Origin of the sequence: Streptomyces sp. NPDC052052, from assembly GCF_040680455.1 — a bacterium.
Taxonomy (GTDB): domain Bacteria; phylum Actinomycetota; class Actinomycetes; order Streptomycetales; family Streptomycetaceae; genus Streptomyces.
In genome coordinates this window covers 122,366-147,224 of the sequence record NZ_JBFAWU010000006.1, presented here as the reverse complement: position 1 = coordinate 147,224, position 24,859 = coordinate 122,366, and the positions used below count along the sequence as shown (strand labels likewise).

At 69.9% G+C, this 24,859-nt stretch carries 23 protein-coding genes and 1 pseudogene; 4 read left to right on the top strand and 20 right to left on the bottom strand.

Going from position 1 to position 24,859, the window contains the following annotated elements; all coding sequences use genetic code 11:
• Positions 1 to 109: 109 nt before the first annotated feature.
• Complete coding sequence (locus AB0L71_RS09440) at positions 110 to 1,249, bottom strand: FAD-dependent monooxygenase (RefSeq protein WP_365240075.1); 1,140 nt, start codon at positions 1,247 to 1,249, stop codon at positions 110 to 112.
• A 447-nt stretch (positions 1,250 to 1,696) separates the two neighbouring features.
• On the opposite strand from AB0L71_RS09440, the gene AB0L71_RS09435 reads away from it, so the two are divergent.
• Together AB0L71_RS09435 and AB0L71_RS09430 are read left to right on the top strand one after the other, a co-directional pair.
• Positions 1,697 to 3,310 carry an MFS transporter gene (locus AB0L71_RS09435; RefSeq protein ID WP_365240073.1) on the top strand — a complete coding sequence of 538 codons (1,614 nt, stop codon included), beginning with the start codon at positions 1,697 to 1,699 and terminating at the stop codon, positions 3,308 to 3,310.
• A gap of 109 nt (positions 3,311 to 3,419) precedes the next feature.
• Positions 3,420 to 4,400 carry an Lrp/AsnC family transcriptional regulator gene (locus tag AB0L71_RS09430; RefSeq protein WP_365240071.1) on the top strand — a complete coding sequence of 327 codons (981 nt, stop codon included), beginning with the start codon at positions 3,420 to 3,422 and terminating at the stop codon, positions 4,398 to 4,400.
• 49 nt (positions 4,401 to 4,449) lie between these two features.
• Here AB0L71_RS09430 and AB0L71_RS09425 read toward each other — a convergent pair whose 3' ends face one another.
• The 5 genes from AB0L71_RS09425 to AB0L71_RS09405 form a co-directional block, all read right to left on the bottom strand.
• A complete protein-coding gene (locus AB0L71_RS09425) occupies positions 4,450 to 5,520 on the bottom strand; it encodes an Ldh family oxidoreductase (RefSeq protein WP_365240068.1) in 1,071 nt (356 codons plus the stop codon).
• A 19-nt stretch (positions 5,521 to 5,539) separates the two neighbouring features.
• A complete protein-coding gene (locus AB0L71_RS09420; protein WP_365240066.1) occupies positions 5,540 to 7,264 on the bottom strand; it encodes a thiamine pyrophosphate-dependent enzyme in 1,725 nt (574 codons plus the stop codon).
• 13 nt (positions 7,265 to 7,277) lie between these two features.
• Positions 7,278 to 8,138, bottom strand: a complete 861-nt coding sequence (locus AB0L71_RS09415; RefSeq protein WP_365240064.1) for an amidohydrolase family protein — start codon at positions 8,136 to 8,138, stop codon at positions 7,278 to 7,280.
• A gap of 145 nt (positions 8,139 to 8,283) precedes the next feature.
• Positions 8,284 to 9,492: an L-2-hydroxyglutarate oxidase gene (lhgO, locus tag AB0L71_RS09410; RefSeq protein ID WP_365240062.1), complete on the bottom strand. Its 1,209-nt coding sequence runs from the start codon at positions 9,490 to 9,492 to the stop codon at positions 8,284 to 8,286.
• Positions 9,493 to 9,527: 35 nt separating this feature from the next.
• On the bottom strand, positions 9,528 to 10,976 hold the full coding sequence (locus AB0L71_RS09405; protein WP_365240060.1) for an aldehyde dehydrogenase family protein: 1,449 nt from the start codon (positions 10,974 to 10,976) through the stop codon (positions 9,528 to 9,530).
• Positions 10,977 to 11,201: 225 nt separating this feature from the next.
• On the opposite strand from AB0L71_RS09405, the gene AB0L71_RS09400 reads away from it, so the two are divergent.
• The gene (locus AB0L71_RS09400) at positions 11,202 to 11,489 is read left to right on the top strand and encodes a putative quinol monooxygenase (protein WP_365240058.1); all 288 of its coding nucleotides are present in this window, start codon (positions 11,202 to 11,204) and stop codon (positions 11,487 to 11,489) included.
• A 55-nt stretch (positions 11,490 to 11,544) separates the two neighbouring features.
• On the opposite strand, the gene AB0L71_RS09395 is transcribed toward AB0L71_RS09400, so the two are convergent.
• The 12 genes from AB0L71_RS09395 to AB0L71_RS09340 all read right to left on the bottom strand — a co-directional run bounded on the left by AB0L71_RS09395 (position 11,545) and on the right by AB0L71_RS09340 (position 22,627).
• Complete coding sequence (locus tag AB0L71_RS09395) at positions 11,545 to 12,573, bottom strand: methionine synthase II (cobalamin-independent)-like protein (RefSeq protein WP_365240056.1); 1,029 nt, start codon at positions 12,571 to 12,573, stop codon at positions 11,545 to 11,547.
• 5 nt (positions 12,574 to 12,578) lie between these two features.
• A complete protein-coding gene (locus AB0L71_RS09390; protein ID WP_365240054.1) occupies positions 12,579 to 13,046 on the bottom strand; it encodes a heme-binding protein in 468 nt (155 codons plus the stop codon).
• Complete coding sequence (locus AB0L71_RS09385; RefSeq protein ID WP_365240052.1) at positions 13,043 to 13,828, bottom strand: alpha/beta hydrolase; 786 nt, start codon at positions 13,826 to 13,828, stop codon at positions 13,043 to 13,045. Before AB0L71_RS09385 ends, AB0L71_RS09390 begins: the two co-directional genes overlap by 4 nt.
• 24 nt (positions 13,829 to 13,852) lie before the next feature.
• A complete protein-coding gene (locus AB0L71_RS09380; protein ID WP_365240050.1) occupies positions 13,853 to 14,224 on the bottom strand; it encodes a VOC family protein in 372 nt (123 codons plus the stop codon).
• Complete coding sequence (locus AB0L71_RS09375; protein WP_365240048.1) at positions 14,221 to 15,018, bottom strand: fumarylacetoacetate hydrolase family protein; 798 nt, start codon at positions 15,016 to 15,018, stop codon at positions 14,221 to 14,223. Before AB0L71_RS09375 ends, AB0L71_RS09380 begins: the two co-directional genes overlap by 4 nt.
• Positions 15,015 to 16,463, bottom strand: a complete 1,449-nt coding sequence (locus AB0L71_RS09370) for an NAD-dependent succinate-semialdehyde dehydrogenase (RefSeq protein WP_365240046.1) — start codon at positions 16,461 to 16,463, stop codon at positions 15,015 to 15,017. The genes AB0L71_RS09375 and AB0L71_RS09370 overlap by 4 nt, the downstream gene beginning before the upstream one ends.
• A 31-nt stretch (positions 16,464 to 16,494) precedes the next feature.
• Positions 16,495 to 17,418: a VOC family protein gene (locus AB0L71_RS09365; RefSeq protein WP_365240044.1), complete on the bottom strand. Its 924-nt coding sequence runs from the start codon at positions 17,416 to 17,418 to the stop codon at positions 16,495 to 16,497.
• Positions 17,419 to 17,533: 115 nt separating this feature from the next.
• The gene (locus AB0L71_RS09360) at positions 17,534 to 18,445 is read right to left on the bottom strand and encodes a LysR family transcriptional regulator (protein WP_365240042.1); all 912 of its coding nucleotides are present in this window, start codon (positions 18,443 to 18,445) and stop codon (positions 17,534 to 17,536) included.
• Positions 18,446 to 18,462: 17 nt separating this feature from the next.
• Positions 18,463 to 19,416 carry a sugar ABC transporter substrate-binding protein gene (locus tag AB0L71_RS09355; RefSeq protein ID WP_365240040.1) on the bottom strand — a complete coding sequence of 318 codons (954 nt, stop codon included), beginning with the start codon at positions 19,414 to 19,416 and terminating at the stop codon, positions 18,463 to 18,465.
• 57 nt (positions 19,417 to 19,473) lie between these two features.
• Positions 19,474 to 20,502 carry an ABC transporter permease gene (locus AB0L71_RS09350; RefSeq protein ID WP_365240038.1) on the bottom strand — a complete coding sequence of 343 codons (1,029 nt, stop codon included), beginning with the start codon at positions 20,500 to 20,502 and terminating at the stop codon, positions 19,474 to 19,476.
• Complete coding sequence (locus tag AB0L71_RS09345; RefSeq protein ID WP_365240035.1) at positions 20,499 to 22,025, bottom strand: sugar ABC transporter ATP-binding protein; 1,527 nt, start codon at positions 22,023 to 22,025, stop codon at positions 20,499 to 20,501. The genes AB0L71_RS09350 and AB0L71_RS09345 overlap by 4 nt, the downstream gene beginning before the upstream one ends.
• Positions 22,026 to 22,063: 38 nt before the next feature.
• The gene (locus AB0L71_RS09340; RefSeq protein ID WP_365240033.1) at positions 22,064 to 22,627 is read right to left on the bottom strand and encodes a carboxymuconolactone decarboxylase family protein; all 564 of its coding nucleotides are present in this window, start codon (positions 22,625 to 22,627) and stop codon (positions 22,064 to 22,066) included.
• A 233-nt stretch (positions 22,628 to 22,860) separates the two neighbouring features.
• Between AB0L71_RS09340 and AB0L71_RS09335 the strand changes: the two genes are divergently transcribed.
• Positions 22,861 to 23,265 carry a cupin domain-containing protein gene (locus AB0L71_RS09335; RefSeq protein ID WP_365240031.1) on the top strand — a complete coding sequence of 135 codons (405 nt, stop codon included), beginning with the start codon at positions 22,861 to 22,863 and terminating at the stop codon, positions 23,263 to 23,265.
• 92 nt (positions 23,266 to 23,357) lie between these two features.
• Here the strand turns inward: AB0L71_RS09335 and AB0L71_RS09330 are convergent, their stop codons facing one another.
• Together AB0L71_RS09330 and AB0L71_RS09325 are read right to left on the bottom strand one after the other, a co-directional pair.
• Positions 23,358 to 23,888 carry a GNAT family N-acetyltransferase gene (locus tag AB0L71_RS09330; RefSeq protein ID WP_365240371.1) on the bottom strand — a complete coding sequence of 177 codons (531 nt, stop codon included), beginning with the start codon at positions 23,886 to 23,888 and terminating at the stop codon, positions 23,358 to 23,360.
• A gap of 174 nt (positions 23,889 to 24,062) precedes the next feature.
• Positions 24,063 to 24,515 (bottom strand): annotated as a pseudogene (locus AB0L71_RS09325) (NUDIX domain-containing protein); the annotation flags it as partial.
• Between the last annotated feature and the right edge of the window lie 344 nt (positions 24,516 to 24,859).

Sequence of the window (24,859 nt, the reverse complement as noted above, 5' to 3'; positions counted from 1 at the left end):
AGCCAGAAGTCGCCCCGGGGGAAAGGGCGCCGGACCGGCGCCCAGGGTGTGCACGGTGATCCGGTGCGGCCGGTCCGGCCGGAGTGCCGCCGAGATCGGCGGCACCGGGTCAGACGGGCTGGATCATGGTTTCCAGCACGTGCTGCGTCAGACCCGCGTGGTCGAAGTCCGGGTGGGACGCCGGGTCCATCTCGTACTCGCCGATCGCCACCGACGACTCCACGATGAGCCGGCACCGCTCGTAGCGGCGCTCGCTGTAGGACGTGAACGCGTCCTCGTGGTCGGGGTGGGTGGCCAGGCACTCGGCAAGCACGACACCGTCCTCGATCGCCTGGGCGGCACCCTGGCCGAGGTGCGGGGTGACGGCGTGGACCGCGTCGCCGATCAGCACGATGCGGCCGTTGTGCCACGGCGCGGGGGCGATCAGCCACTCCTCGGGACGGAACACGATCTGGGCCGGGTCGTTGATGTACTTGTCACGGACGCGTCCGGTCAGTCCGCCGAACGGGGCCAGCCGCTCGCGGAGTTCGTCGGCCATCTTGTCCTGGTCGAGCCAACGACCCTCTTCCCAGGTGGTGTTGTAGAAAAGATAGGCCAGGTCGGGGCCGATCGGCACGAAGCCCGCCAGGCCCTCCGGACCGTGCTGGAGGATGATCCGGTCGATCTCCGGCTCCCTGGGGATGTTGAGCCGGAACGCCGACTGGCCCAGGTAGACCGGCTTCAGGCCCTCGGCCATCACATGGGGGCGGACCTTGGAGTAGACGCCGTCCGCGCCCACGACGTAGTCGTAGACACTCGAGGAGCCGTCGGTGAACTCGACGGCGACGCCCGCCGGCCCGTCCTTCAGGGTGGTGAACGTCTTGCTGTACTCGAGCACGGCCCCGGTCTCAAGGGCCTTGTCGGTGAGGATCCTGTGCAACTGCGGCCTGGTGAGGCCGTTCATGGGCGGCAGGTCGGACCCGGGGATCCGGGCACCGGGCATCTCGCGTACGAGGTTGCCGTCCACGTCGAGCATCTGACCCCACGCCGTGGTGGAGTACCCGACGGCCATGCAGGCCTCCGCGCACCCGATCGCCTCCAGCGCGCGCAGCGCGTTCACCGGCTGGATGATGCCCACGCCGTACACCGACGAGTGGAGGTCAGCCTGGATCTCCACGACATGGACGTCGTACCCCGCGTTGCGCAGCGCGATGGCGGTGGACAGGCCACCGATCCCACCGCCGACGATGAGAGCTGTGCCTCGGCTCATTTCGACCACCTAGCGTCGTACGTCTGGCCCGGCGCGGGAATGCGCCGGGCGAATGCGTGGTGAACGTAGGCGACGGGCGGTCCCGCGGGAAGTGGCCGGAAACGCAGGGTTAACTTGCGCGACCAAAGCCTTGTCCAATCGGGGGGAGTACTCTCCCGTTCTTCCGTTCCGGCTCAATGGGCGGAGCGGTGACGGGGGCGATACCGACGGCACCCATTCCGGTCCAGCGTGCATTCCGACATCCCAGGGCACGCCGCTGAGCTGGCGTGTTGTGCATCCGGTGGGATCAGGGCCGCTTTTCAGTGTGGGAAATCCCTGAATTCCGCCTCCTCGATGTCGGATTCCCGCACTGTCCGGGGTGCTGGCTGGCTTGCGCGGGGTCGGGACGTCCACAGTGGAGCGTTCAGTCGATATACGTGGTGCTGTGCACCGCACGGGAGAATTTCCTTGAATCTTTCGAGTAAGGCGGCCACGGACAGCCGCCGGTCGGCCGTCGTCGCACTCGCGTGCGCGGGGGTGTTCGTGGCGTATCTGCCCGTGACGACCGTCGCGGTGAGTCTGCCGGTGATCCAGCGGGCGCTGAATGCGTCGACGGCCCAACTGTCCTGGGTGCAGGACGCCTTCGTGCTGCCGGTGGCCGCGCTGATCCTCACGGCGGGCGTGTTCGGTGTCGTGCACGGGGCCAAGAAGGTCTACCAGGCGGGCCTGGCGCTCTGCGCGGTGGGCGCGGCGGTGTCCCTGACCGCCCAGTCGATCGAGATGCTGTGGGCCGGTCAGGCGCTGTCCGGTGTGGGCGCCGCGGCCCTGCTCCCGGTGACGCTGGCTTTGATCAGCCGAGCGGCGCCGGATCCGCGCGAGCGCGGCAAGTACATCGGCTTGTGGACAACCTGCATGATGGCGGCAATGGTCGTCGGCCCGCTGCTCGCCGGTGCGCTCGTCGAGCACACCAGCTGGCGGTGGATCTTCCTGCTGCCCGTGCCGGTGTCCCTCGTCACCATGGCGGTGGCATGGAGGTCCCTGCCTGAGTTCCGGGGCTTCGGCGGGCGCCGGCTGGACTGGCCGGGTCAGATCACCGCCGCGGTGGCCATCACGGCCCTGGTGTATGGAGTCATCGAGGGCGGAGCCGATTCCTTCGCCGCCCCCGGGACGGTCATCGCTCTCGTGGTTGCTGTGGTGAGCGGCGCCCTGTTCGTCGTCGTGGAACGGCGCAGCGAGGAGCCGATGCTGGATCTGTCGCTGTTCCGCAACTCCACCTTCGCGGCCTCCACCCTTGTCGCCATGGTGAGTTTCCTCGGGCTGATCGGTTTCTTCTTCGTCCTGAGCCTCTACCTCGGCATGGTGCAGCAGCTGGACACCTGGCAGGCCGGTGTGCGCCTGGTGCTGGTCAACGTCGTCTCGATGATCATGGGTGTGGTGATGGGCCCGCTGATGCGTCGGTGGTCGCCACGGGTGCTCATCACGGCCGGGATGCTGATCAGCGCGGCCGCTCTGCTGTCGCTGACGACACTCGGTGTCTCGACGTCGTTCATGTCGCTGGCCTGGCGGCTGGCTCTGCTCGGGCTGGGGCTGGGCCTCGCCTTTCCGTGCATCACCAGCGCCGCCGTCTCCGCGGTGCCCGGCCCGCAGGCCGGCATGGCCGCCGCGGGCAACAACGCCTTCCGTCAGGTTGGCGGCTCGCTGGGCCCGGCAGTGCTCGGCACCCTGCTGGCGATGAAGGCGGTGGACACGCTGCCCGGTCACCTCGCCGATGCGGGGGTGAGCGGCGGCGTGGCCCGTTCGGTGACCGAGGCGGTCGAGGCGAACGGGCTCGGCGCGGCGGCCGGTATGGATCTCGGAGCGGACGCCGGCCGTGCGCTCGGGGCGGTCTCCGAGGCGTTCCTCGACGGTCTGCACCTGTGCCTGACCGTGTCCGCGGCCCTGCTGGTACTCGCCGCCCTGGCCTCGGCCGTACTGCTGCGCCGGCGTCCCGACCGGTCCGTCACGGTCACGGGCTCCGCGGCGCCCCCGCAGGAGGCCGTGCCCGCCACCGACGGAGCCGGCAGCGCATCCGAAGGACACTGACAGACCGCCCGGTCCTACGATGTCGGAGCCGGACCGCGCCCGGCCACGCGGGAGCCCGGCTCCGGCTCCGGCTCCGGCTCCGGCTCCGGCATGAAAGACCAGGAGAATCGTGACGCCCGCTGCTGCCCACACCCTCGACTCGCTCGACCTGAAGCTGCTGCAGGCGCTCGAACTGGACGGACGGGCGTCCTTCAGCCGTATCGCCCAGGTGCTCGGGGTGTCCGACCAGACCGTCGCGCGGCGGTTCCGACGGCTGCGCACCACCGTGAACCTGCGGGTCACCGGCATGGTCGACGACAGCCGCCTGGGGCGCACCAGCTGGATCGTGCGGCTGAGCTGTGCCCCGAACACGGCGGCGCAGCTGGCTGCCGTCATCGCCGGGCGGCCCGACACCCACTACGTCGACCTGACCGCCGGTGGCACCGAGGTCGTCTGCGCGTTCCGGCCCCGCAGCAGCCGCGAACGCGACGAACTCCTCCTCGATCGCCTGCAGCGCACCCCTCACGTGACCGCCGTCGACGCCCACTGCATCCTGCACGCCTACTACGGCAACTCCCTGCGCTGGCTGCGCAAGATCAGCGCCCTCGAACCGGCCGAGGAGGCTGCGCTGCGGGCACCCGCTCCGGCGCCGGTCACGACTCCCGTCGCGCTCGACGCCACCGACCAGGCCATGCTGGAGGTGCTGCGCCGCGACGGGCGCAGTCCACTGACCGATCTGCAGGCGGCGGCCGGCCTGTCCGAGACGGCCGTGAAGAAGCGCCTTGAACGGCTCCGCTCCACCGGCGTGCTCCACTTCGCCGTCGAGTACGACAGTGAGCCCCTCGGGCAGGGCGTCGAAGCGCTCGTCTGGCTGACCACCGCCCCGCGTGCCCTCGACGGGACGGGACGGTTCTTCGCGGCGCAGCCGGAGGTCCGCTTCGCCGCCGCCGTCACCGGGCGGACCAATCTGGTGCTGTCGGTGCTCTGCCGCACCATCGGGGATCTCTACACCTTCGTCAGCGAGAAGATCGGCAGCCGGCGGGACGTGGACGCGGCGGAGACCGTCCTCACGCTCCGCCGCGTCAAGACACTGACGCCCGAACCCCGGTGAGGCCCGTCGGCCGAGGACGCCCTCCGGCGCGATCGACCGCGGCAGACGGCTATGCGGTCTCTGGCGGTGTCACCCCAAGCCTGGCGGCGTTCTCGTTCAGTTCGCGCCACACCTTCGGCGCCACCGGTACGCCCAGCTCGCCGCGTTCCGCGGCCACGGCGGCGCTGCGCTCGCCGGGGTAGTGGATCGCGTCGGCGCCGTCCGCGACGGGCAGCCCCTTCAGGGTGGCCAGAGTGGTGTCGACCGCCGCGGTGAAGGCGTCCGGGTCGCCGAAGGCCGCCGGATCGAGGGCGATCAGCAGTGCGTTCTGCCGGTGCTTGCGGCCGGCCGGGTCGTCCGAGTGGAACGCCGCCAGGATCGGCGCCCCGACCAGCACACTGGTCAGCAGTTCGAACGCCAGCGACATGCCTGAGCCCTTGGCCCCGCCCAGCGGCAGCGGCATGACCGCCTGCTCCGGGTCGGTGGTGGGCGTGCCGTCCGCGGTGGCCGCGGCTCCCTCCGGCAGCGGCGTGCCGTTCGCCTTCGCCTGGCGGATCTTTCCGAGGGCGATGGTGGCGGTGGCCATGTCCAGCAGCAGGGGGGCGTGCTCCCGGGCCGGTACGGCGATCGCCAACGGGCTGGTGGCGACGGCCGCTCCCTTCACTCCGGTGTAGCCCATGTTGGGCATGCCGGCGACGAAGCCGAGACCGACCAGGCCCTGTTCGGCGATCTTCGACACGTAGTAGCCGATGGCTCCGGTGTGCACGGTCTGCCGTACGCCCACGGAGGCGACACCGGTCTCGCGGGCCCGGCGGACCGCCTCGTCGGCGGCGGCGATCAGGGCGACCGGGCCGGGGGCGCGGTCGGCGTCGAGGACGGCGACGGCCGGCGCGGTCGACTCGACCGTGATCTCGGGCGTGGCATTGGCCACGCCCTTGGCCAGCAGTTCCAGGTAGGCGGGCACGCGAGCGATGCCGTGCGAGTCGACGCCGCGCAGCGCGGCCCAGACGAACACGTCGGCGGTGGTGCGGGCGTGCTCGGGTCCGAGCCCGCCCTTCTCGAGCAGGGCGGCTGCGAAGGCACGCAGTTCCCCGGCGGGGACGCGGACCTTTCCCGGCTTCGGGGTGGCAGTGTCGGTCATGGTGCGGGAGCCTCCTGGGTCAGCGGGTGACGAGTACGTCGACGACGGCGGTGGTGCCCTCCGCCACGGCCTTCAGCGCGCGCTCCAGGGCGGGTGCGAGGGCGTCGGCGGCGTCGACGGTTTCGGTGTGCATGCCGAACGGTTCGGCGAAGGCCGCGAGCCGGGGCAGCCGGTGCAGGTCGGTGCCGAGCCATTCGCCGGTCTCGGCGGCCGCGCCGTCGGGGTAGAAGCGACGGTGGTTGAGATTCATCGACTTGTAGACGCGGTTGTTGAACACCACGATCAGGACCGGCAGGTCGTACGTCTTGGCGGCGTCGTACGACGGGATCACCGGGTTGTAGGTGAAGGCACCGTCGCCGACGGTGAGGACCACCGGGCGTTCCTTCGCCGCCAGTTTGACGCCGAGCGCGACCGCTATGCCCTGACCGAGGCCGCCCTGCACGTAGAAGTACGAGTCCGGGGCGGCGGTCCGCAGGTGACGTTTGACGACGCGGCTGTGCGTGATGGTCTCGTCCACGACGATGCCGTCCTGGCCGGCCAGCAGCTTGCGCAGCGTCGCGGCGACCAGCACCGGGTCGACGCCCTCGGACTGCCCGGCCTTCGCCTCGGCCCGTGCGATCGCCGACTGCTCGGCGGCGTGACGTTCCTCCTGCGCCGGCCGGCGTGCGGCGATCGCCGTCCCGGCCGCCGCGCCGGTCTCAACGACCTTGGCTCTCTTGGCCAGTTGGCGGAGGGTGTTGGCGACGTTGCCCTCCAGGTACACGTCCGCGAACAGCGCCTGGTAGACGATGTGCGGGCGCTGTGGCACCTGGTCGATGACGACGATCTGCGCCTTCGACGGCCTGCGGCTCGGCGGGTAGAACGGGGCCCGGCAGTTGACCAGCAGGATCAGGTCGGCCTCGTCCATCCACGGCCCGATGTCGCTGCCTGCGTGCAGCGGATGGGTGCGCGGGAAGTTGCCGCACACCGCCGAGTCGGGCTCGACGACCGGGATGTTCCACGCCTCGGCGAAGGCGACCAGCGCCTCGAAACCGCCCGCCTCGCGGCCGGCCGTCTCGGTGACGATCACGGGGTTCCTCGCCTCGCGGATCATCCGGGCGACCGGGTCGACCTCCTCGGGCGAGCTGTGCGTGGAGCCCGGCCGGACGACGGGTTTGGCCTCGCGGCCGTCCCACTCCTCCAGCAGGATCTCCAGAGGAATGTTCAGGTAGGCGGGGCCCGCCGGGGCGCGCCAGGCCAGCTCCGCCGCCCGCGTGATCATCGTGGGCAGGGTGTGGATGCTCGCCGCCTCGTTGGCCCACTTGGTGAACGGCTGCGCCACGTGGTGCGGGCCGCCCACGACGGACAGGTTGCGGTACCACTGGCCGCCCGGGTCCGGGCCGGGGCCGTCGCCGTACGTGGTCGACTCCGAGGAGGCGACCACCATCGGGGCGCCGGCGAGCAGGGCGCCGTGCACGGCCATGGAGCCCTGGAGGAGTCCGGGGGCGGCGTGCAGGAGCACGCCCTGGGGGCGCCGGGTGAGCAGCGCGTAGCCGGTGGCCATGCCGACCGCCACCGTCTCGTGGGTGAGGTCGAGGTACTCCGGTGCGGCGTCGCCGTCGCGGTGACGGCGGGCCAGGGACTCCCATACCGGGGCCCACTCGGACCCCGATGAGCAGAAGAGGTAGTCGGCGCCGGCAGCGGTGAAGGCGGAGACGACGGCGTCACCGCCGTCGGCGCCCGGCTTGTTCTGAGTGTCCGTCATCTCGGGTGTTTCCTCAGCCTTCGATCGGCCAGTCCAGGACCTCGCAGATCCCCCGGCCCATGATCCAGTCGAGTTCCTCGGGGGTGAAGTCCCAGTGCTTGGTGAACTGCTCGATGGTGTCGGTGTAGGTGATGCCGTGGCCGAGCAGGCGGGTGATGTCGGTGCCGTAGAAGCAGCGCTGCGGGCCCATCCTGTCGACCATCTCGCGCACGTACTTCTGGATGTTGTTGTTGGGGAAGGGTTGCGTGGAGTAGCCGGGCAGCGCCGAGACCTTGACGTAGATGTTGGGGTGGACGTGCAGGTCCGCGGTCTCCTGCGCCCAGTAGCCGATGGCGTCGTCGACGCAGCGGGCCATGATGCCCATGTGGTCGATGATGATCTTCAGCCCGGGGTGCTTGGCGGCGATCTGGCCGAGTTCCCGCTTCCAGATCGGCGCGTGGACCATGGTGGGGACGGAGAGCTCCTCGGCGATCGGCCAGTACCAGTCGTTGGTGCCGTCGATCATCCAGTTGCGGTCCTGCGGGCGGTGGAAGGTGAGGCGGGTTCCCTTGATGTGCGGGTTCTGGGCGAAGTCCCTGAGCATCGCGGTGCCCTCGGCCTCGTTGTCCTGCGGGACGCGGGCCATGATGCCGAAGCGGTCCGGGTGGGCCTCGCAGGCCTCGAGGGCGTAGTCGATGCGGTTGCCCTCCCAGGAGGGCGGCAGGATCAGCGCGCGGTTGACGCCGGCCTCGTCCATCAGCTCGAGTGCCTCTTCGTAGGAGAAGGGGTCCTCGCGGTGGCCGTTGAGCCGGATGCGCTCGCGCGCTCCGGGGACCCATGGACGGTCCGGGGTCTCTTCCTTCCAGATGTGGATCTGGGTGTCGACGACGAACATGTCCGTTCTTCTTTCTGTCGGAAGGGTGGGGATCGGGTGGTGCGCTATGAACGCTAGGCGGGGCGTGAGCCCCTGCTAAGGGTCTGGAGCGCAAGCACTTGTTGCGTGGGAAGGGCCCTCTGCACTGGGCTTTCGCCCGGGTGGATCAGAGGCCGTCGCGGCCGGCGAACACCTCGTCGGCGATGTGCTCGGCGATCGCCGCACTGGCGGTGGCGGCCGGTGAGGGCGCGTTGCGCACGGCGGTGACGCGGCCCTCGGTGTGGATGCGGAAGTCGTCGACGAGTGTGCCGTCGCGGTCCAGGGCCTGGGCGCGGACGCCGGCGCCGCCGCGAACGACGTCCGCGACGCCGACCTCGGGCACGTACAGTGCGGCGTCCTTCATGAAGGCGGACTTCGACAGCGAGCCCCGGTACTCCCTGACACCGGTCCGCCAGTGCTGCGCGGCCATGCGCCAGATGCCCGGATAGGCGGCGAGCCCGGCGAGGTCCCTCGGCGAGATTCTGCCGAGGCTGTACCCCTCCCTGGCGAGGGCCAGAACGGCGTTCGGGCCGACCTCCACGGAGCCGTCGACGCGCGGGGTGAAGTGCACGCCGAGGAAGGGGTAACGGGGGTCCGGGACCGGGTAGAGGAGTCCGTTCACCAGGTGGGTCCGGTCCGGTTTGAGCAGCATGTACTCACCCCGGAAGGGCACGATGCGCGGTTCGCTGCCGTCCTCGGCAAGCCTGGCCACCGAGTCGGAGTGCAGGCCGGCACAGAGGATCAGCCGGTCGACGCGTATCCTCTCCTGCCCGGAGCCCACCTCGACACCGTCCGGGACGCGGGTGATCGAGGTGACCGGGAAGCCGAGTCTGACCTCACCGCCGGAGACCTCGATATCCTTGGCGAACTCCCGCGCGATGGCCGGGTAGTCGGTGATCGCGGTCCGCGGGGAGTGCAGGGCGGCGATGCCGCCGGCGTGCGGCTCGATCTCCTTGATCTCCTCCCCGGAGATCCTCCGCAGCTCGGGCACGTGGTTGTTCCTGGCCCGTTCGTAGAGGTTCTCCATGCGGCCCAGCTCGTCCTGACGCACCGCCACGACCAGCTTGCCGGTCTCCCGGTAGGGCAGCCGGCGTTCCTGGCAGTACTCGCGCAGCAGGGACACCCCCCGTACGCACAGTTCGGCCTTCAGGCTTCCCGGTGGGTAGTAGATACCGGCGTGCACCACTCCGGAGTTGTGCCCCGTCTGGTGGACGGCGACCTGCGGTTCCTTCTCCAGCACCACGACCCTGGTGCCGGGGCGGCGCAGGGCGATCTCCCGGCCGGTGGCCAGGCCCACGATGCCGGCGCCGACGATGCCGACCGTCTCGTCAGCCACGGGCGTCCTCCTTGCTCATCACGTACGGGGCGTGCTCAGGCACCGAAGTGGACGGCGACGGTCTTGACCCGGGTGGAGAAGCGCAGCACCTCGTCGCCCTGCTCCTTGTAGGCGGTGCCCGAGTCGCGGAATCCGCCGAAGGGGAGGTGGACGTCCCAGCCGGTGGTGGTGGTGTTCACGGCGACCTGTCCGCATTCGGCCTCGTCGGCGAAGCGGTAGGCACTCTCCAGGTCACGGGTGAAGACGGCGGCGGCCAGGCCGAAGCCCGAGTCGTTGACGGCGTCGACCGCCTGGGCGAAGTCGTCGACCGCGCGGAGGGCGAGCACCGGGCCGAAGACCTCCTCGCGCCAGACCGAGGTGTCGGGGGTGACGTCGGCGAGCACGGTGGGGCGTACGTAGCAGCCGTGCGCCCGCTCCCCGTCGGTGTCGGCGGCGCCGCCGGCGAGGACGGTGGCACCCTGCTCGACCGCGCGGACGACGGCGTCGAGGACCGAGTCTTGGTGCCGGGGGCTGGACAGGGGGCAGAGGGTGGTGGCCGGGTCACTGCCGGGACCGATGCGCAGCGCTTCGACCTCGGCGAGCAGGTGGGCGGTGAACTCCTCGTACACCGGTTGTTCGACGATCACCCGGCTGGTGGCGGTGCAGCGCTGTCCGGCCTGTCCGAAGGAGGCGGCGACGACGGCCTTCGCGGCGGCGGACAGGTCGGCGTCCTTCAGGACGACCGAGGCGTTCTTGCCGCCGAGTTCGCCCTGGAAGCGGACGTTGCGGTCGGCCAGGCGGCGACGGATGCGGTTGCCGACGTCGTTGGAGCCGGTGAAGGTGATGCCGACGATGCGCGGGTCGTCCAGCAGCGCCTGTTCGAGCTCGGCGGTGCGGCCGGTGACGACGTTCAGCACGCCGGCCGGGAGGCCCGCATCGTGCAGGGCGCGGGCGAAGTGCAGCCCCGACAGCGGGGTTTCGGTGGCCGGCTTGAACACGGCCGCGTTGCCCGCCGCGAGCAGCGGGGCGAGCTTGCGGGCGGGAGTGATCAGTGGGTCGTTCCACGGGCTGATCACGAGGATCACACCGATGGGTTCGCGCTGGGTGTGGGTGCGGGTGTCCGGACGGGCGTCGTGCAGGAGGGTGCCATAGCCCTGACGGGCCAGGCCCGCGTAGTAGTCCAGGAAGTCGGCCGCCTTGCCGGCCTCGCCGCGGGCCTCGGCCGTGGTCTTGCCGTTCTCGGCGGTGACGTCGGCGGCGATGGCGTCGAGCCGTTCACGGATCAGGCGGGCCGCCTCGGTGAGGACCCGGGCCCGTTCGAAGGGACTGGTGCGCTTCCATACGGCGAAACCGCGCTCGGCGTGGTCGTAGGCCCCCGTGACGTCCTTGGGCGTCAGGGCCGGAATCCGGGCGACAGGGGTGCGGACGTCCGCCGGGTCGTGGACGTCGATCCACTCCCCCGACGTCACCCACTCCCCACCCACGAGGGTTTCCACGGTGCGCATGAACATCACTTCCTTCTCGGCCGCGGGACGCGGTCCGGCTGGGATGGGGCCGTGCGGCCGAGAGTGACAACACACCATGCGCGGGCGGTGTCACCAGCCCCGTCGCAGCAGGCATTGGTTGCGCCGCGCGCAGGTCGGAGGGCGGGTGATCCGTGCTGGAATCGGCTGGCCGGACGGTCGGTACCGGGCCGCCGGAAGCCGCAACACCACCGAGGAGAGACCACCATGGCCTACGCAGTCGTCGCCCGCTACCGCTGTGAGCCGGCCGACGCGGCCGCGGTCCGCGCCGCGCTGCTGACGGTGCGCGAGCACACCCGTGCCGAGCCCGCCAACCTTGCCTACGAGGTGCACGCCGAGGCGGAGACGCCGGGGAGTTTCGTGCTCTACGAGCAGTACACGGACCGGGCCGGGTTCGAGGCGCACAAGACGGCCGGGCACTTCCAGGAACTGATCGTGGACACGGTGTGGCCGTTGCTGACGGACCGTTCGGTGACCTTCGCCGAGGTGCTCTGACCAAGAGCACGAGGCCGGGAAGCGCGCAGTGCGCCCTCCCGGCCTCGTGCTCTGCTCAGAACTCGTTGCCCCAGCAGTAGCGGGCGATGGTCTCCACCAGGACCAGCTTGCGCCGCTGGCTCTCGGCGTCCAGCAGCGGCCGGTCCGCCACGTCGGCGAAGCCGCGGGACGGTGCGACGGCCATGTCCTCGATGTCCTTGACCTCGGCGCCGGCATCGATACGGCTCATCACCGTGTCGATGTCCTCCAGCTCGGCCACGGTGGCATCCACCACACCGAGGCACACGTCACGGTCCTCCGGGAGCGCCCTCAGCAGGTCCAGTTCGGCCTGGGTGCCCTGGTCGTAGGGCAGGATCCAGCGGTCGGCCGGGACCGCGGCGTACAGCCGCTCGGCCCGGGCCCGGTCGACGACGGCCGGGGCGGTCCAGCCGGGGCAGACGCCCACCCGGACCCCCTCGGGGCGCTCGTCCAGTCGTACCGCCAGGGCCTCCACGGCGAGCGCGTCCTCGAAGGACAACGCGCCGGCCTGAGCGGGGTCGGCGGCGACCTGGTCCAGCAGGAGCGGGTTGTTCAGCTGGATCAGGCGGACGCCCCGGGTTACCAGAAAAGCGATCTCCGCCCGGATGATCTCCGCGAACGACTCGCCGAGTTCGCGGGCGCAGGAAACACCCCGGCCGGGTTCGTAGGTGATGGCTGCCAGGTACGCCGGTGACGGCAGCGCGACCTTGGGGGCGATGACGGTCAGACCGGCGAGCCGGGTCGCCCAGTCGGCGGCCGGCGGGCCGTCGGCCTTGGGCAGGGAATCCGCGACCCAGCGCACCAGGCCGTCCGCGCCCCGCTCGCCCGTCCGGCGGATGCCGGAGAGACCGTCGAGGACGACGCTGCGCCAGTCCTCACGGGGGAAGTCCCCGTCGGTGACGACGGTGGAGCGCAGCTGGCGCTGGAGTACGACCGCCTCCTCGACCGCCTTGACCTCGGCCTCCCGGAGGGCCTCGGGGTCACCTGCCGCGCGGGCGGCGGTCAGCTCGGCCGGCCGGACGAGGCTTCCGTGGTGATCGATGCGGTAGTTGAACGTGTCCGCCATGACGCTCAGTCCCTTCCGGCCGGCTTGCCCGCGACGCCCCAGGCGGGGAACTCCAGTTCGTACCCCAGGGCGGCGAGGGTCTCCTCGGCGACCTTCTGGTCCTCCTCGGCGGTGCCGCCGGAGATGCCGAGTCCGCCGAGGATCTCGCCGTCCTTCTTGATCGTGAGGCTGCCGTCGGTGGCCATGATCGGCATGGCCGCGCCGGGCAGTTGGGAGAGCTGGGAGAAGAAGACGGGCTGGCTCTCCTGCCACTTCTTCAGCATGTTGCCGGGGCGCTGCATCACGGCCGCGGTGTAGGCCTTGGCGCGGGCGATGTCGGGGGTGAGAGGGCGCGCGCCGTCGGAGCGGCGGATGCTCACGGGAAAGCCGCCCGCGTCCACGACGGCCACGCTGAAGGCCTTGCCGAGTGCCTGCCCGTTCTTGACGGCGGCGGCGATGATCTCCTCGGCGGCGACGATGGTGATGTTGCTCATGCTGTTTCCTTCGGTGCGGTCAGGGTGCGGCGCAGGCGGGCGATCGCCGCGTTGTACGGCTCGGGCGTCTCCCAGTACATCGAGTGCGGGGCGCCGGGCACGATCTCCAGGTGGGAGCCGTCGAGCAGTTCGTGGGCGCGGGTGACGGTCTTCACGCTGAGCACCGCGTCCTTCTCGCCGGCAAGGAAGGCGACCTTGATGCCCGACTCCCGGATCTCCTCCAGGGACGGGCCATCGGTGTCGAGGTTGCGCAGGTCCTGCATCCGGGCCACGTTGAAGGTGCCCATCTGCTGGAAGAGGAAGGTGAGGTCGGCGCGCTCCTGCTGGAAGCGCTTGGTCAGCAGACGGTCGATGACGGGGAGCTTGACCGCCTCGGCCCGGTCGGCGGCGGCCAGTTCGCGCAGTTCGGGGTGGCTGATGCCGCCGAGGGAGTGGCCCAGGACCACGGAGGAGACCCGCTCGGGGCGCAGCAGGCCGGCGCGCAGGGCGGCGACGGAGCCGATGGACTGGCCGACCAGCATCACGTCGCTGAGGTCCTCGGCCTCCAGAACGGCGACCACGTCGCCGGGGAAGTCCTGGCCGTCGAACTCGCGCATGGATGAGTCGGACTTGCCGAAGCCGCGCAGGTCCATGGTGACGACAGTGAACTGCTCGCGCAGTGCGGCCACTTGCTGCCACCAGGCGGCGTGGTGGCCGCCGCTGCCGTGCACGAACAGGATCGCGGGTCCGGTGCCGTGGCGCTCGTAGTAGATGGATGAGCCGTCGGAGTCGGCGATGGGCATGAGTGAACTCCTGAGCTGACGCCGTCAGTTGGGGCGTCGGGCGTGGTGGACCAGCTCGATCATGGTGTGGTCCGGATCGTGGATGTAACAGAACTTCGACTGGTTCTCGGGGCGTTCGATCGGGCGGGTGTGCCGGATGCCCAGTTCCTCGAGGTGCGCGAGGAAGTCGTCCCAGTCGTCGACCTCGATGGCGAAGTGGTAGGGCGCCATGCGCTCCATCTCCTCGACCGGCGTGAAGTGCAGGTCGAAGTTGCCCCGGGTCATCAGCACCACGCGGGTGTTGGACTTGGGCTGGATCCGCTTCATCCCGAACACCTTGGCGTACCAGGCGGCGGTACGGTCGGGGTCGGTGGTCGGGAAGTTGACGTGGTGGATGTAACGGGGTTCGTTGCTCATCGCTGCTGCCTTTCCATGGATTCCGCCTGGACGGGGTTGGACAGGACGCCGATGCCGCTGATCTCGACGTCCACGGTGTCCCCGGGCTCGAGTTGGCACGTGGACTCCGCACCCATCCACAGCACGTCACCGGGGAGCATGGTGTTGTGCTTCGTGATCTCGACGATGTAGTCGAAGGGGTCGAAGACCATGTCCCCGGTGGCGAACGAGGCGCGTACCTCTCCGTTCACCCGGAGTGTGGTCGTCTGGGCGAGGGCGTCGACGTCCGTCTCGATCCAGGGCCCCATCGGTTTGAAGGTGTCGCTGTTCTTGCTGCGCCAGAACGTGCGGTCCTGGTGCTGCCAGGTGCGGGCGCTGATGTCGTTGCCGATCGTCCAGCCGAACACGGCGGCGCGGGCCTCGTCGTGGGTGGCGTGCCGCAGGGCGCGGCCGATGACGGCCACGAGTTCCGGCTCGGCCTCGAACCGGCCCGCCACACCGGCGGGCTTGACGATCGGCGCGTGGTGGCCGGTGAGCGCGTTGTTGGCCCGGTAGCCGACCTCCGGCCGGTCCGGCATGACGGCCGCGGCGTTGCCCAGCCGTGCGGCGTGCGCGATGTGCCGGGGGTAGTTCATGCCGACGGCGTAAAAAACCGGCGGGACGACGGCGGGCAGCCAGTGGGCGCCGGCGACGGGAATCGTGCCGGTGACCTCGCAGCCACCCTCCAACGGGGAGCCGGAGAGCAGTTCGATGTCCGTCTGGCCCACACGGCCCCACACGGGCTGCCCGGCCACCCGGACGCGCGCGTACCTCATGGCGCCAGCAGGTGGGAGACGCGCTTGGTGATCAGGTAGGCGTCCAGGGCCTCGGGCCCGCCCTCGCGGCCGTAGCCGCTGTCCTTGACGCCGCCGGAGGGGGCCTCGTGGACGGAGCCGCCACAGTGGTTGAGCGACAGGATGCCCGCCTCCAGCTCCTCGGAGAGGCGCTCGGCGGTGGCGGCGGACCGGGTGAATCCGTACGCGGCCAGGCCGTAGGGCAGTTCGTTGGCGATCCGCAGTGCGTCGTCGAGGCCGGTGAACGGGACGATCGGGGCGAGCGGACCGAACGGCTCCTCGCTCAGCACATCCGCGTCGGACGGTACGTCGGTCAGCACCGTCGGCGCGAAGAAGTAGCCGGGCCGGTCCGGACGTTCCCCGCCGGTGAGGATCGTGGCCCCCTTGGCGACGGCATCCTCGGTCAGGCGCCGCATCGCCGCCAGCCGACGGTCGTTGGCGAGCGGGCCCATCGTCGTGCCCTGCTCCAGTCCGTCGCCGACGACGACGGCCTCGGCGGCCTTGACGAACTCGGCGGTGAAGGCGTCGATCAGACTCTCGTGGACCAGGAACCGGCTCGGTGAGGTGCAGACCTGCCCGGCGTTGGCGAACTTGGCCTGTGCGGCACGGCGGGCGGCCATGACGGGGTCGGCGTCCGCGCACACGATGACCGGGGCGTGGCCTCCCAGCTCCATCAGGGAGGGCTTCATGACCTTGCCGGCCTCGGCAGCGAGCAGCTTGCCGACGGGCACGGAGCCGGTGAAGGCGATCAGGCGGGTGACCGGGGAGCCGATGAGGTGGGCGGACACCTCGGCCGGTTCACCGAGGACGAGGTTGAGGACTCCGGCGGGCAGACCGGCGTCCACGTAGCACTGCACGAGCGCGGCGGCGGTGGCGGGCGTCTCCTCGGACGCCTTGATGACCAGGGAGCAGCCGGCCGACAACGCGGAGGAGATCTTCCGGTTGGGTCCGCCCACCGGGAAGTTCCACGGGACGAACGCGGCGACGGGTCCGATGGGTTCGCGGCGCACGGTGAGCACGGTGCCGGGGGCCGAGGGAATGAGGCGACCGTAGGCGCGGCGGGCGTCGTCGGCGTGCCAGCGCAGGGTGTCGGCGGTGCGCCGGGCCTCCCCGGTCGCCTCGGCGAGCGGCTTGCCCTGCTCCAGGGTCATGACGCGGCCGATCCGGGCGGCGCGCTCGGTGATCAGGTCGGCGGCGGCGTGCAGCACGGCGGTGCGCTCGGCTATGGGGGTGTTCCGCCAGGTCCGGAAGCCCGCCTCGGCGGCCTCCAGGGCGTCGTCGAGGTCGGTGGTGGTGGCGAGCGGGACCTCGCCGATCGTCTCCTCGGTGGCGGGGTTCACGATCGGGGCGGTACGTCGGGTGCCGCCCTGGCGCCACTCCCCCGCGATGTACATGCGGACAGGGGGGTAGCCGTGGTCGGTGGTCATGGGTGGAGTGCCCTCTCAGGCCGGTGGTGGTTCAGGAGGCCGCGGCGCCGTCCTGCGGGTCGCGGTTGGTGCGCAGCGCCCAGATGTGGTGGGGCGGCGCCGTTGCGTGGACGCGGGTCTCGTAGCGGTCGTCGACCCGGTCCATGTCGGCGGCGTACTCGACGCGGCCGCCGCACGGGGCGTGCAGGAAGCGGAAGACGTTGGAGCCGATGGTGTGCCGGCCGAGCCGGCGTGCTTCGCGCCAGCCGCGTTCGATCATGTGGTTGCCGCCCTCGACCACGTCGTCGAAGCCGGGTACCTCGTAGGCGATGTGGTTGACGCCGGCCCGGTCGGGGCGGTGGCACAGGAGCATGGTGTGCTGGTCGTCGTCGCCCGGCGCCTTCATGAACACGCCCATCGGCTCGACCACGTCGGTCGGCCGGAAACCGAGGCGTTCGGTGTAGAAAGCGACGGCCCGCTCCCTGCCCTCCTTGGGGATGTTCAGTGCGACGTGACACATGCGCAACGGGCGGACCTGGGTGATCGGCTCCAGGGCGGCGTTCCAACGGTTCACCGCGCCCAGGGCGTTGGCGGGACGCGGGGTCACGTCCGCCTTCCGCGGCCGGGCCACGGTCAGCCCGACGCCGAAACCGGTCTCGTCGGTCGTACGGAAGACGTCGTCAGCACTCTCACGGACGGCCCGGTCCCGGCCGGCCTCGGCCACCAGCGCCCGGAGCTCCTCCTGGGTGCCGACGCCCCAGACCACCTCCCGCAGCGTGGGACCGGGTTCGACCGGCGGGGGCAGCTGCGGACCGGGGCGGGTGTCGAGGTGGAGCGTCTGGCCGGTGAGAGTTTCGAACGCCGCGTGCTCGTCGGTCCGTTCGACCATCAGCAGGCCGAAGTCCTCGAAGAAGCGTATGCACGTGTCGAGATCGTCGATCCCGTAGGTGACCGACTCGATTCTCTGGATTCCCATGGATTCCTCGTTTCACGGTTCGCCCGCTGAGCCTAGATTTCGTCCCCGCGGCCCCTCAACGGGCCGGTCCCTACGGAATGCGCAACCGTTTCTTGCGGCTGGGAGGCGACGGCCCCTACGGGCGGAGCGCCGGAATGGGGTTCTGGGTGAACCACTGGGCGAGGAAGTCCAGGAACACGCTGATCTTGCGGGGAGTGTTCTGCCCGGGTCCGTAGATCGCGTACAGCGGACGGTCGGGCACGGCCAGTTCGGGCAGCAGCACCTGCAGGGCCCCGGCGACCAGGTCGTCGTAGGCGGAACGCTGCGGGAGCAGGGCGATGCCGCGGCCGTGGACGGCCGCCTTCTGCAGGGCGATGTACGAGTTCGACGAGAAGGCGATGTTGCGGATCTTGTGGAGGGTGCTGGCGTGTCCGTGCCCGATGCGCCACACGGGGTCATTCACGTGTACGAGACACTCGTGCTGGGCCAGCCCGTTGGGTTCGGTGAGCAGGCCCGCACGGTCCAGGTATGTCTGCGCCGCGCAGAGCACGAAGGGCAGCGAGGCGATTTTCTTCAGGCGGACACTGGAGTCCCTCAAGTCCCTGGTGTGGAAGGCGACGTCGAAACCGCTGTCCAGGAAATCGTAGGTGCGGTCCGACATGCCGCCGAGTTCGAAACGCACCTGGATCCTGGGGTGCGCGGCGGAGAACGCCGCTATGGCGTCGCCGAGATCGAGGCTGCCTATCCATTTGGGGCAGATGATGCTCAGCGTGCCCTCGGCCCGGTCGTGCGACTGGGCGATGACGGCGTCCTCGGCCTCGATTTCCTCAAGAACGCGCGCCGCGAACGCGGCGTACCGATGGCCCGGTTCGGTGAGGCTCACCGAACGGGCCGTACGGTTGACCAGCCGCACCCCGATCTGCCGTTCCAGCTCGGCGACGTGACGGGAGACCAGCGAGCCGGACGAACCCAGCTTTCTGGCCGCTCCGCTGAAGCTGCCGACCTGTGCGACGGTGACGAAGCTGTGCATGAGGAGCAGACGGTCCACGGTCTTCGGGCTCCCTCTCACTCAGGGCAGTACTGCGGTGCCGCGCTTACGTTTTCCCTGGTCACCAGGGTCAGGGGAATGTCGGCAATCTTGTCAGCACTCTTGTCTTTGTCAAGGAGTCCCAGAACGTTCTTCACGGCGGTCTGCCCGATGGTCAGCGCCGAGTTCGCGACGGTGGCGGAGAACCGGCCGTCCTCGACGGCGGCCACTCCGTCCTCGGTACCGTTGACGGACACGATCTTCACGTCCTTGGCGCCGGCCGCGTCGAACGCCTTCCGCACGGCCAGACCCATCTCCTCGTTGGCGACGAAGGCGTAGTCGAGTCCCGGGTGCGCCTGAATCATGTTCTCGGCGACGTCCTGGGCCTTGACCGGGTTGAACATGCCGGGCTGGTTGGCGACCACCTTGGCGTTCGACGGCAGCGCGTCCGTGAAGCCGCCCACCAGAAGGTCCGAGGCGGCACCCGGGGCACCCGCGACCACACCGACCTCGACGTTCTTGCCCGCGGCGTCCTTCTCGATCCATCCGGCGTCCAGCGCGCCGACCTTCTTCAGGTCGACGACGGCGGCGCCGAGGACGTCGGACATGTCGGAGGCGATCACGGACGTCAGATAGATCGGGATGCCCGCGCTCTTGGCCTTGGCTATGTCTCCGTCGAGGGCATCGACGTTGACCGTCTGGACGATCAGCGCGTCGACGTTGCGGGAGATCATGTCCTCGATGTTGGACAGCTCGGTCCCGGCGTCCTGCTTGGAGTTGGCGGTGTAGACCTTGGCGCCTTCCTTCTTGGCCGTCTGCTGAACGGACTTCAGCAGACAGGTGTGGAAGTGGGTGTTGGCACCATTGACGAATCCGAGGGAGACCGCGTCCGAGGCGCCGCCCTCGTCCTGTGAGCCACAGCCGGAGAGCACGAGTGCCGCGGCACCCGCGAGACCGACGGTGACGTGACGGAAACGGGATGATCTATACATGAGTACACCCTTCCTGATGAGGTAAATCCCCCTCTACGAGGAGGAAGTGAGGGTTAGTCAGTGTCCTGGCGCGGACTTGCGCTGGAACTCGTTGACGATCGCCGCGACGAGCAGCACTCCGCCGGTGACGACGTACTGGTAGTAGCTGTTGACCTGGAGCAGGTTCAGAGCGTTGGCAACGACGCCGAGGAGCACCACACCGAGCGTGGTGCCGACGACGGTGCCGTGGCCGCCGGCGAGTGAGGTGCCGCCGATGACGACGGCCGCGACGACGGTCAACTGCAGTTGCAGACCGCCGGTGTTGGGTGCCGCGGCACCCAGCCGGGAGAGCAGCATCAGGCCCGCGAGTCCGGCCAGCGCACCAGCCAGGGCATAGAGGGCGAGCTTGCGTCCGGAGACGTTGATACCGCTGAGCCGTGCGACGTGTTCGTTGCCGCCCATGGCGAAGGCGTCCCGGCCGAAGGTGGTGAACCGCATGACCAGGCCGGTCAGGGCGAGTGCCAGCACCGCCACGATCAGCAGGTAGGGGACGCCGAGCAATTCGGAGTTGCCCAGTGTGGACATCTTGTCGCCGATGGTGACACTCATGCCGTTGAGGACGAGCAGGGCAACACCGTCCAGCAGCATCGCGGTGGCCAGGGTGACGACGAAGGGAGCGACCCGGGTGAAGGTCACCACCAGCCCGTTGACCAGACCGATGAGGGTCGCCAGGAGCAGGGTCACGAGCACGGTGGGGGCCGTCGACCAGCCGTCGTGCAGCAGTTGGGCGGCGACCGAGAGGGTGACGGCGGCATTGCTGCCCATGGAGAAGTCCATGCCACCGGCCGTCATCAGCAGGGTCAGTCCGGCTGCGAGGACGGCGGTCACGCTGATCTGCCGCAGCACGTTGAGCAGGTTCTGCGAGGTGGTGAAGGAGTCGGCCTGGACGGCCGTGAACACGGCCACCAGCACCAGGACGACGATGAGTCCGCCGTGCGGGACACGCACCAGACCCCTGGGCTTCAGCCGGGACGGTGCGCGCCCGGGCGGGCCGTCGGCTGTGGCGGTGTCACGGAAGGCGGGGGCGGAAGAGGCCTTGAGGCTCATTGGGGCTGACCTCCGAGAGCGGTGGCGACGAGTTCGTCGCGAGTGATGGCGGTGACGTCGTGTTCGGCGACCGTGCACCCGGCGCTGACCACGACGACCCGGTCGGCCAGACGCATGACCTCCTCGGCGGAGGACGAGGCCAGCAGGACGGCCACCCCCCGCGCGGCGAGGTCGTCGATGAGACGGTGGATGTCGGCCATGGCGGCCACGTCGACCCCGTTGGTGGGGTCCTCCAGGAAGCAGGCGACCGGCTCGGTCTCCAGCCACTTGCCCAGCAGCACCTTCTGCTGGTTCCCGCCGGACAGCGTTCCCACGGGTGGGTTGCCGGTGAGGGCGACCACGCCGTAACCACTGCGCAGAGATGCGGCGCGGTGGGTGAGTTGACCGCGGCGGTGCAGCCTGCGGCGGGCGAAGCGGTCGCTCGCCAGCATCAGGTTCTCGTCCACGGACAGTCCCGGGACGAGGCCCAGGGTGCGTCGGTCACCGGTGACGCAGCGCAGGCCCCCGGCGAGGGAGGCACGCACCCTTCCGAACGGCACGGGCCTGCCACCGACGCGCAGTTCCCCGGAGTCGGGGTGCCGGCGGCCGGAGAGCAGGTCGAACAGCCGTGACTGCGCGTCGCCCGCGGGCCCGAGAACGGCGACGATCTCCCCCTTGCGCACCTCGACGGCGAAGTCCCGGATGGCCTGTCCGTGGCTCAGGGAGCGGACCGTGAGTCCGGCTTCCTCCCTGGGGGCGGGCCGCTCGGGCCGGCGGGAGACGACGTCCCGGCCCACCATGGCGCGCACCAGGCTCGCGGGGTCGAGTTCCGCCGCGGGCGCGGTGCGTACCACGGCTCCGTCGCGCAGCACGGTGAAGCGGTCGGCGACGGTCATGACCTCGTCGATGTAGTGGGAGATGTAGACGACGGCGACGCCCTCGTCCCGCAGGGTGCGCACCAACGCGCGGATCCGGTCGGCGTCCTTGGCGCCGAGACAGGCCGTCGGCTCGTCGAGGATCAGGATCCGGCCGCCTCGGCGCACCTCCCGCGCCACCTCGACCATGGTCTGCTCGGCCACGGTGAGGGAGGCGGCGACGCGCCGCACGTCGATGTCGATGCCGAGGCCGCTCAGGGCCTGTTGGGCATCCTGCCGGACCGCCTTCCAGTTCACCGCGCGGCCCCGGGTGGGCAGGTCACCGAGCATGATGTTCTCGGCGACGGTCAGCCCCGTCGCCAGTTCCCGGCGCTGCGGGACACAGGCGATGCCGAGTCGGCGGGCCCGGCGCACGGTGAGCTGGGACTGGATCCGTCCGTCCACCTCCACGGTGCCGCCGTCGGCCTGGTGCACTCCGGAGAGGATCTGCACCAGGGTCGACTTGCCGGCTCCGTTCATGCCCATGAGGGCGTGGATCTCGCCGGGGTGGAGGTCGAGGTCGACGCCCTTGAGGGCCGCCGCGCCACCGAAGCTCTTGGTGACACCCCGGACGCGGAGGACGGCCGCGGCGGACGGCCCGTCAGTAACGACGGCGGTCTTCCCCGTCACGTCCGTCCCTCCCCGAGCGCTTGTCTCCCCGGTCGAGCTCACGGCCGCTGTCCGTCCGTGCCCGGAATGACACGCTCGTAGCCGCGGATGTCCGGGAACGGGGGTTCCTTGTCGGCCTGGAGGTCCACCTGGAAGGCGTTCAGGCACATGCCGAGCATGGTGAAGTTGCCGAGTGCGCCGATGGTGTCGACGAGTCCCTTGGCGCCGAAGTGCTCCAGGGCACGGGCGAAGGTGGCGTCGGTGACGAAGTGCTCCTCAAGAACCTCACGGCAGAACCGGTAGAAGGCCTGGTCCGCCTCGCTGTCGAAAACGGCCTCGCGCTTCTCGGCGATGGCCTTGATGGCAGCCTCCGGAACGCCGGCCTCGATCGCCTGGTGCACATGGGCGTTCCAGGAGTACTGCGCGTCCCAGTTCCGTGCCGCCATCAGCAGCGCCAGTTCACGCAGGTGCTTGGGGAGGCTGCAGTCGAAACGGGCGAAGGCGCCGAGGGACTCGGCCCGCTCGCACATCTCCGGGCTGTGCAGCCAGACCCGGAACGGGCCGCGGACGGCACCGCGCCGACCGGCTATCCGGGCGGCCAGCTCCTGCTGCCGCGGAGTCATCTGCTCATCGTTGAGAACGGGAAGCCTCATCCGGCCGATACCTGCCTTTTCTTTCCGGCATGTTGCGCTCACGAGTCGATACGCCGTGGGACGCCAGCCGACGGTACAGCCGGGTTCTGCAAGCTCACCCCTCCCGGAGCGCAACGTAAAGCTGCACGCCGGAGAGCGCCCAAGGACAGGGAGGCGGCCTAACGTCGGTCGCCGCAGCCCCCGAGTGAGGAGAAGAACCCCGGATGACCACCATCATCAAGGCCGCGTCCGTACCCCTGCTGGACCGTGGTGGTTCGGTCGTGACGACACCGCTGATCACCACGCCGTCGGCGGGCGGGGAGAACCGGATCACCAGCGGAATGAGCGTCTATCCGGTCGGCTCCGGAGCCCCCTTGCACTCGCACAACTGCGACGAGCACGTGACGATCCTGGAGGGCGAGGCGGAGGTGGTGGTCGACGGCGAGGTGACGAAGCTGGGGCAGTTCGACACCACCTACGTTCCCTCGCCGATCCCCCATCTGTTCCGCAACATCGGCGACCGGCCGTTGCGGATTCTGTGGGTGTACTCGTCGGGGCATGTGACCCGCACGTTCACCGAGACCGGGCGGACGGTGGAACACCTGTCGGCCGAGGACCAGATGGGCTGACGTCCCGCCCCGACCAGCCCCGTGGATTCTCCACCCCGTGAACGGGGTGGAGAATCCACGAACTTCGACCAGGACAGGCAGGTTGGGTGCGGCTACCGCAGCGGCTCGCCGAGACGGACGCTGAGCTGGGAACCCAGCTCCTGGAAGCCCAGCGCAAGTGCCACACGCTGCGACGAATGCGGCCGTGCTCTCCATTGCGGAAGCAGCCCGGCGTCACATGCATGCGCCACTGCCGCAGACGCCACGACCCGCGCCAGCCCCCGACCTCGATGCTCCGGCGCAACGAGCACACTCAGGTGAGCCACCGACTGCGGCCAAATTTGATAGCCGGCCGCAGCAACCACGTCGTCACCCTCGCGGAAGACGAATGCAGGAGAGGTAATCCACTCCAAACCGCTTTCGCCGGCGTCCTCTTCACCAGCACGGGCCAGGAGCGCGGCCAGCTCATCGTCGCCGCACACCGACTCCTCGACAACGGCGCCTCCCTGCACAGACAGGAAGTCGGCGGGATCGAGGTAGAGGAGGGACGCAGGGCCAAGTACGTCGAGGACGGGCAACACCGCACGCAAGCGGGCCTCGTCGACGAGCTCCTCATCGGACAGCTTGCTTGAAGCGCCCGCCATCAACTGGGCGACCTGCACGCTCGGCACGGTGACGATGCCGGCGCCGCCGAGGACCACGATCCCCGTCCACAACGGCGGACACAACCGCGAGCAAGGAGAGACCACGACGTTCGCCCCGTCCGAGGCGGAGAATTCCACGGGCTTCACCGCCAGCTCTCTCCACAGCTCCCGGGCCGTGAAGCGCCAATCCGGCAGGGACGAGCCAAGCTCCGGCTCGGTCAGCCAGCCATGCCAGGCGACCTCAACGGGATCGGGGACCACGGCGTCCGGCACCACGGCTTCATGCACGCCGAGCCAGTGAGGGCTCAAACCGCTGCGGTTGATGAACGTGAACAGCAGGCGCGGCACCACACGAATACCCAGCTCTTCGGCCATCTCCCGTGCGGCGGCCCGTTCACAGGACTCGCCGACATCCACGGCCCCACCGATCACGACCTCATAGAGCCCGGGGAAGCGCGGCACCTGCTCCGACCGCCGGTGGACGAGGATCCGGCCACCATCATCACGACACACTGTCACGGCGACCCGATGCAACCAACCCTCCCGGATGCCCTCCCGACGGCTGACCACCCCCAGCACGCGATCTCGACCGTTGACACGCTCCACCCATTCATCCACGACGCACACCCCGGCGAAGCCCACCGACAACGCCGCTTCTCGGCGACCCGCGGAGGCCGGCCCAAAAGCACCGGCACCAGGAGGCCGCACGCGGATGACAACAGTCGTCGTGCAAATACGACACCGATCGTTCTCAGGCTCGCCGTCCGGTACGCAACCCCCTGAAGGAGTGAACCGCCCTGATCGAACGAGTTTGAGCCGCGACCCCCCAAAGCCCGCACGCCCTACCTCCTGCATAAGAACACACGTTCGCCAAATGCCCTCCGATCGGCCGTGACGAGACCAGGTCCAGCCCGTTTTTAGTGCATCAGTGCCACACCGACGCCCAGACGGAGGACACGCGATGCAACCCA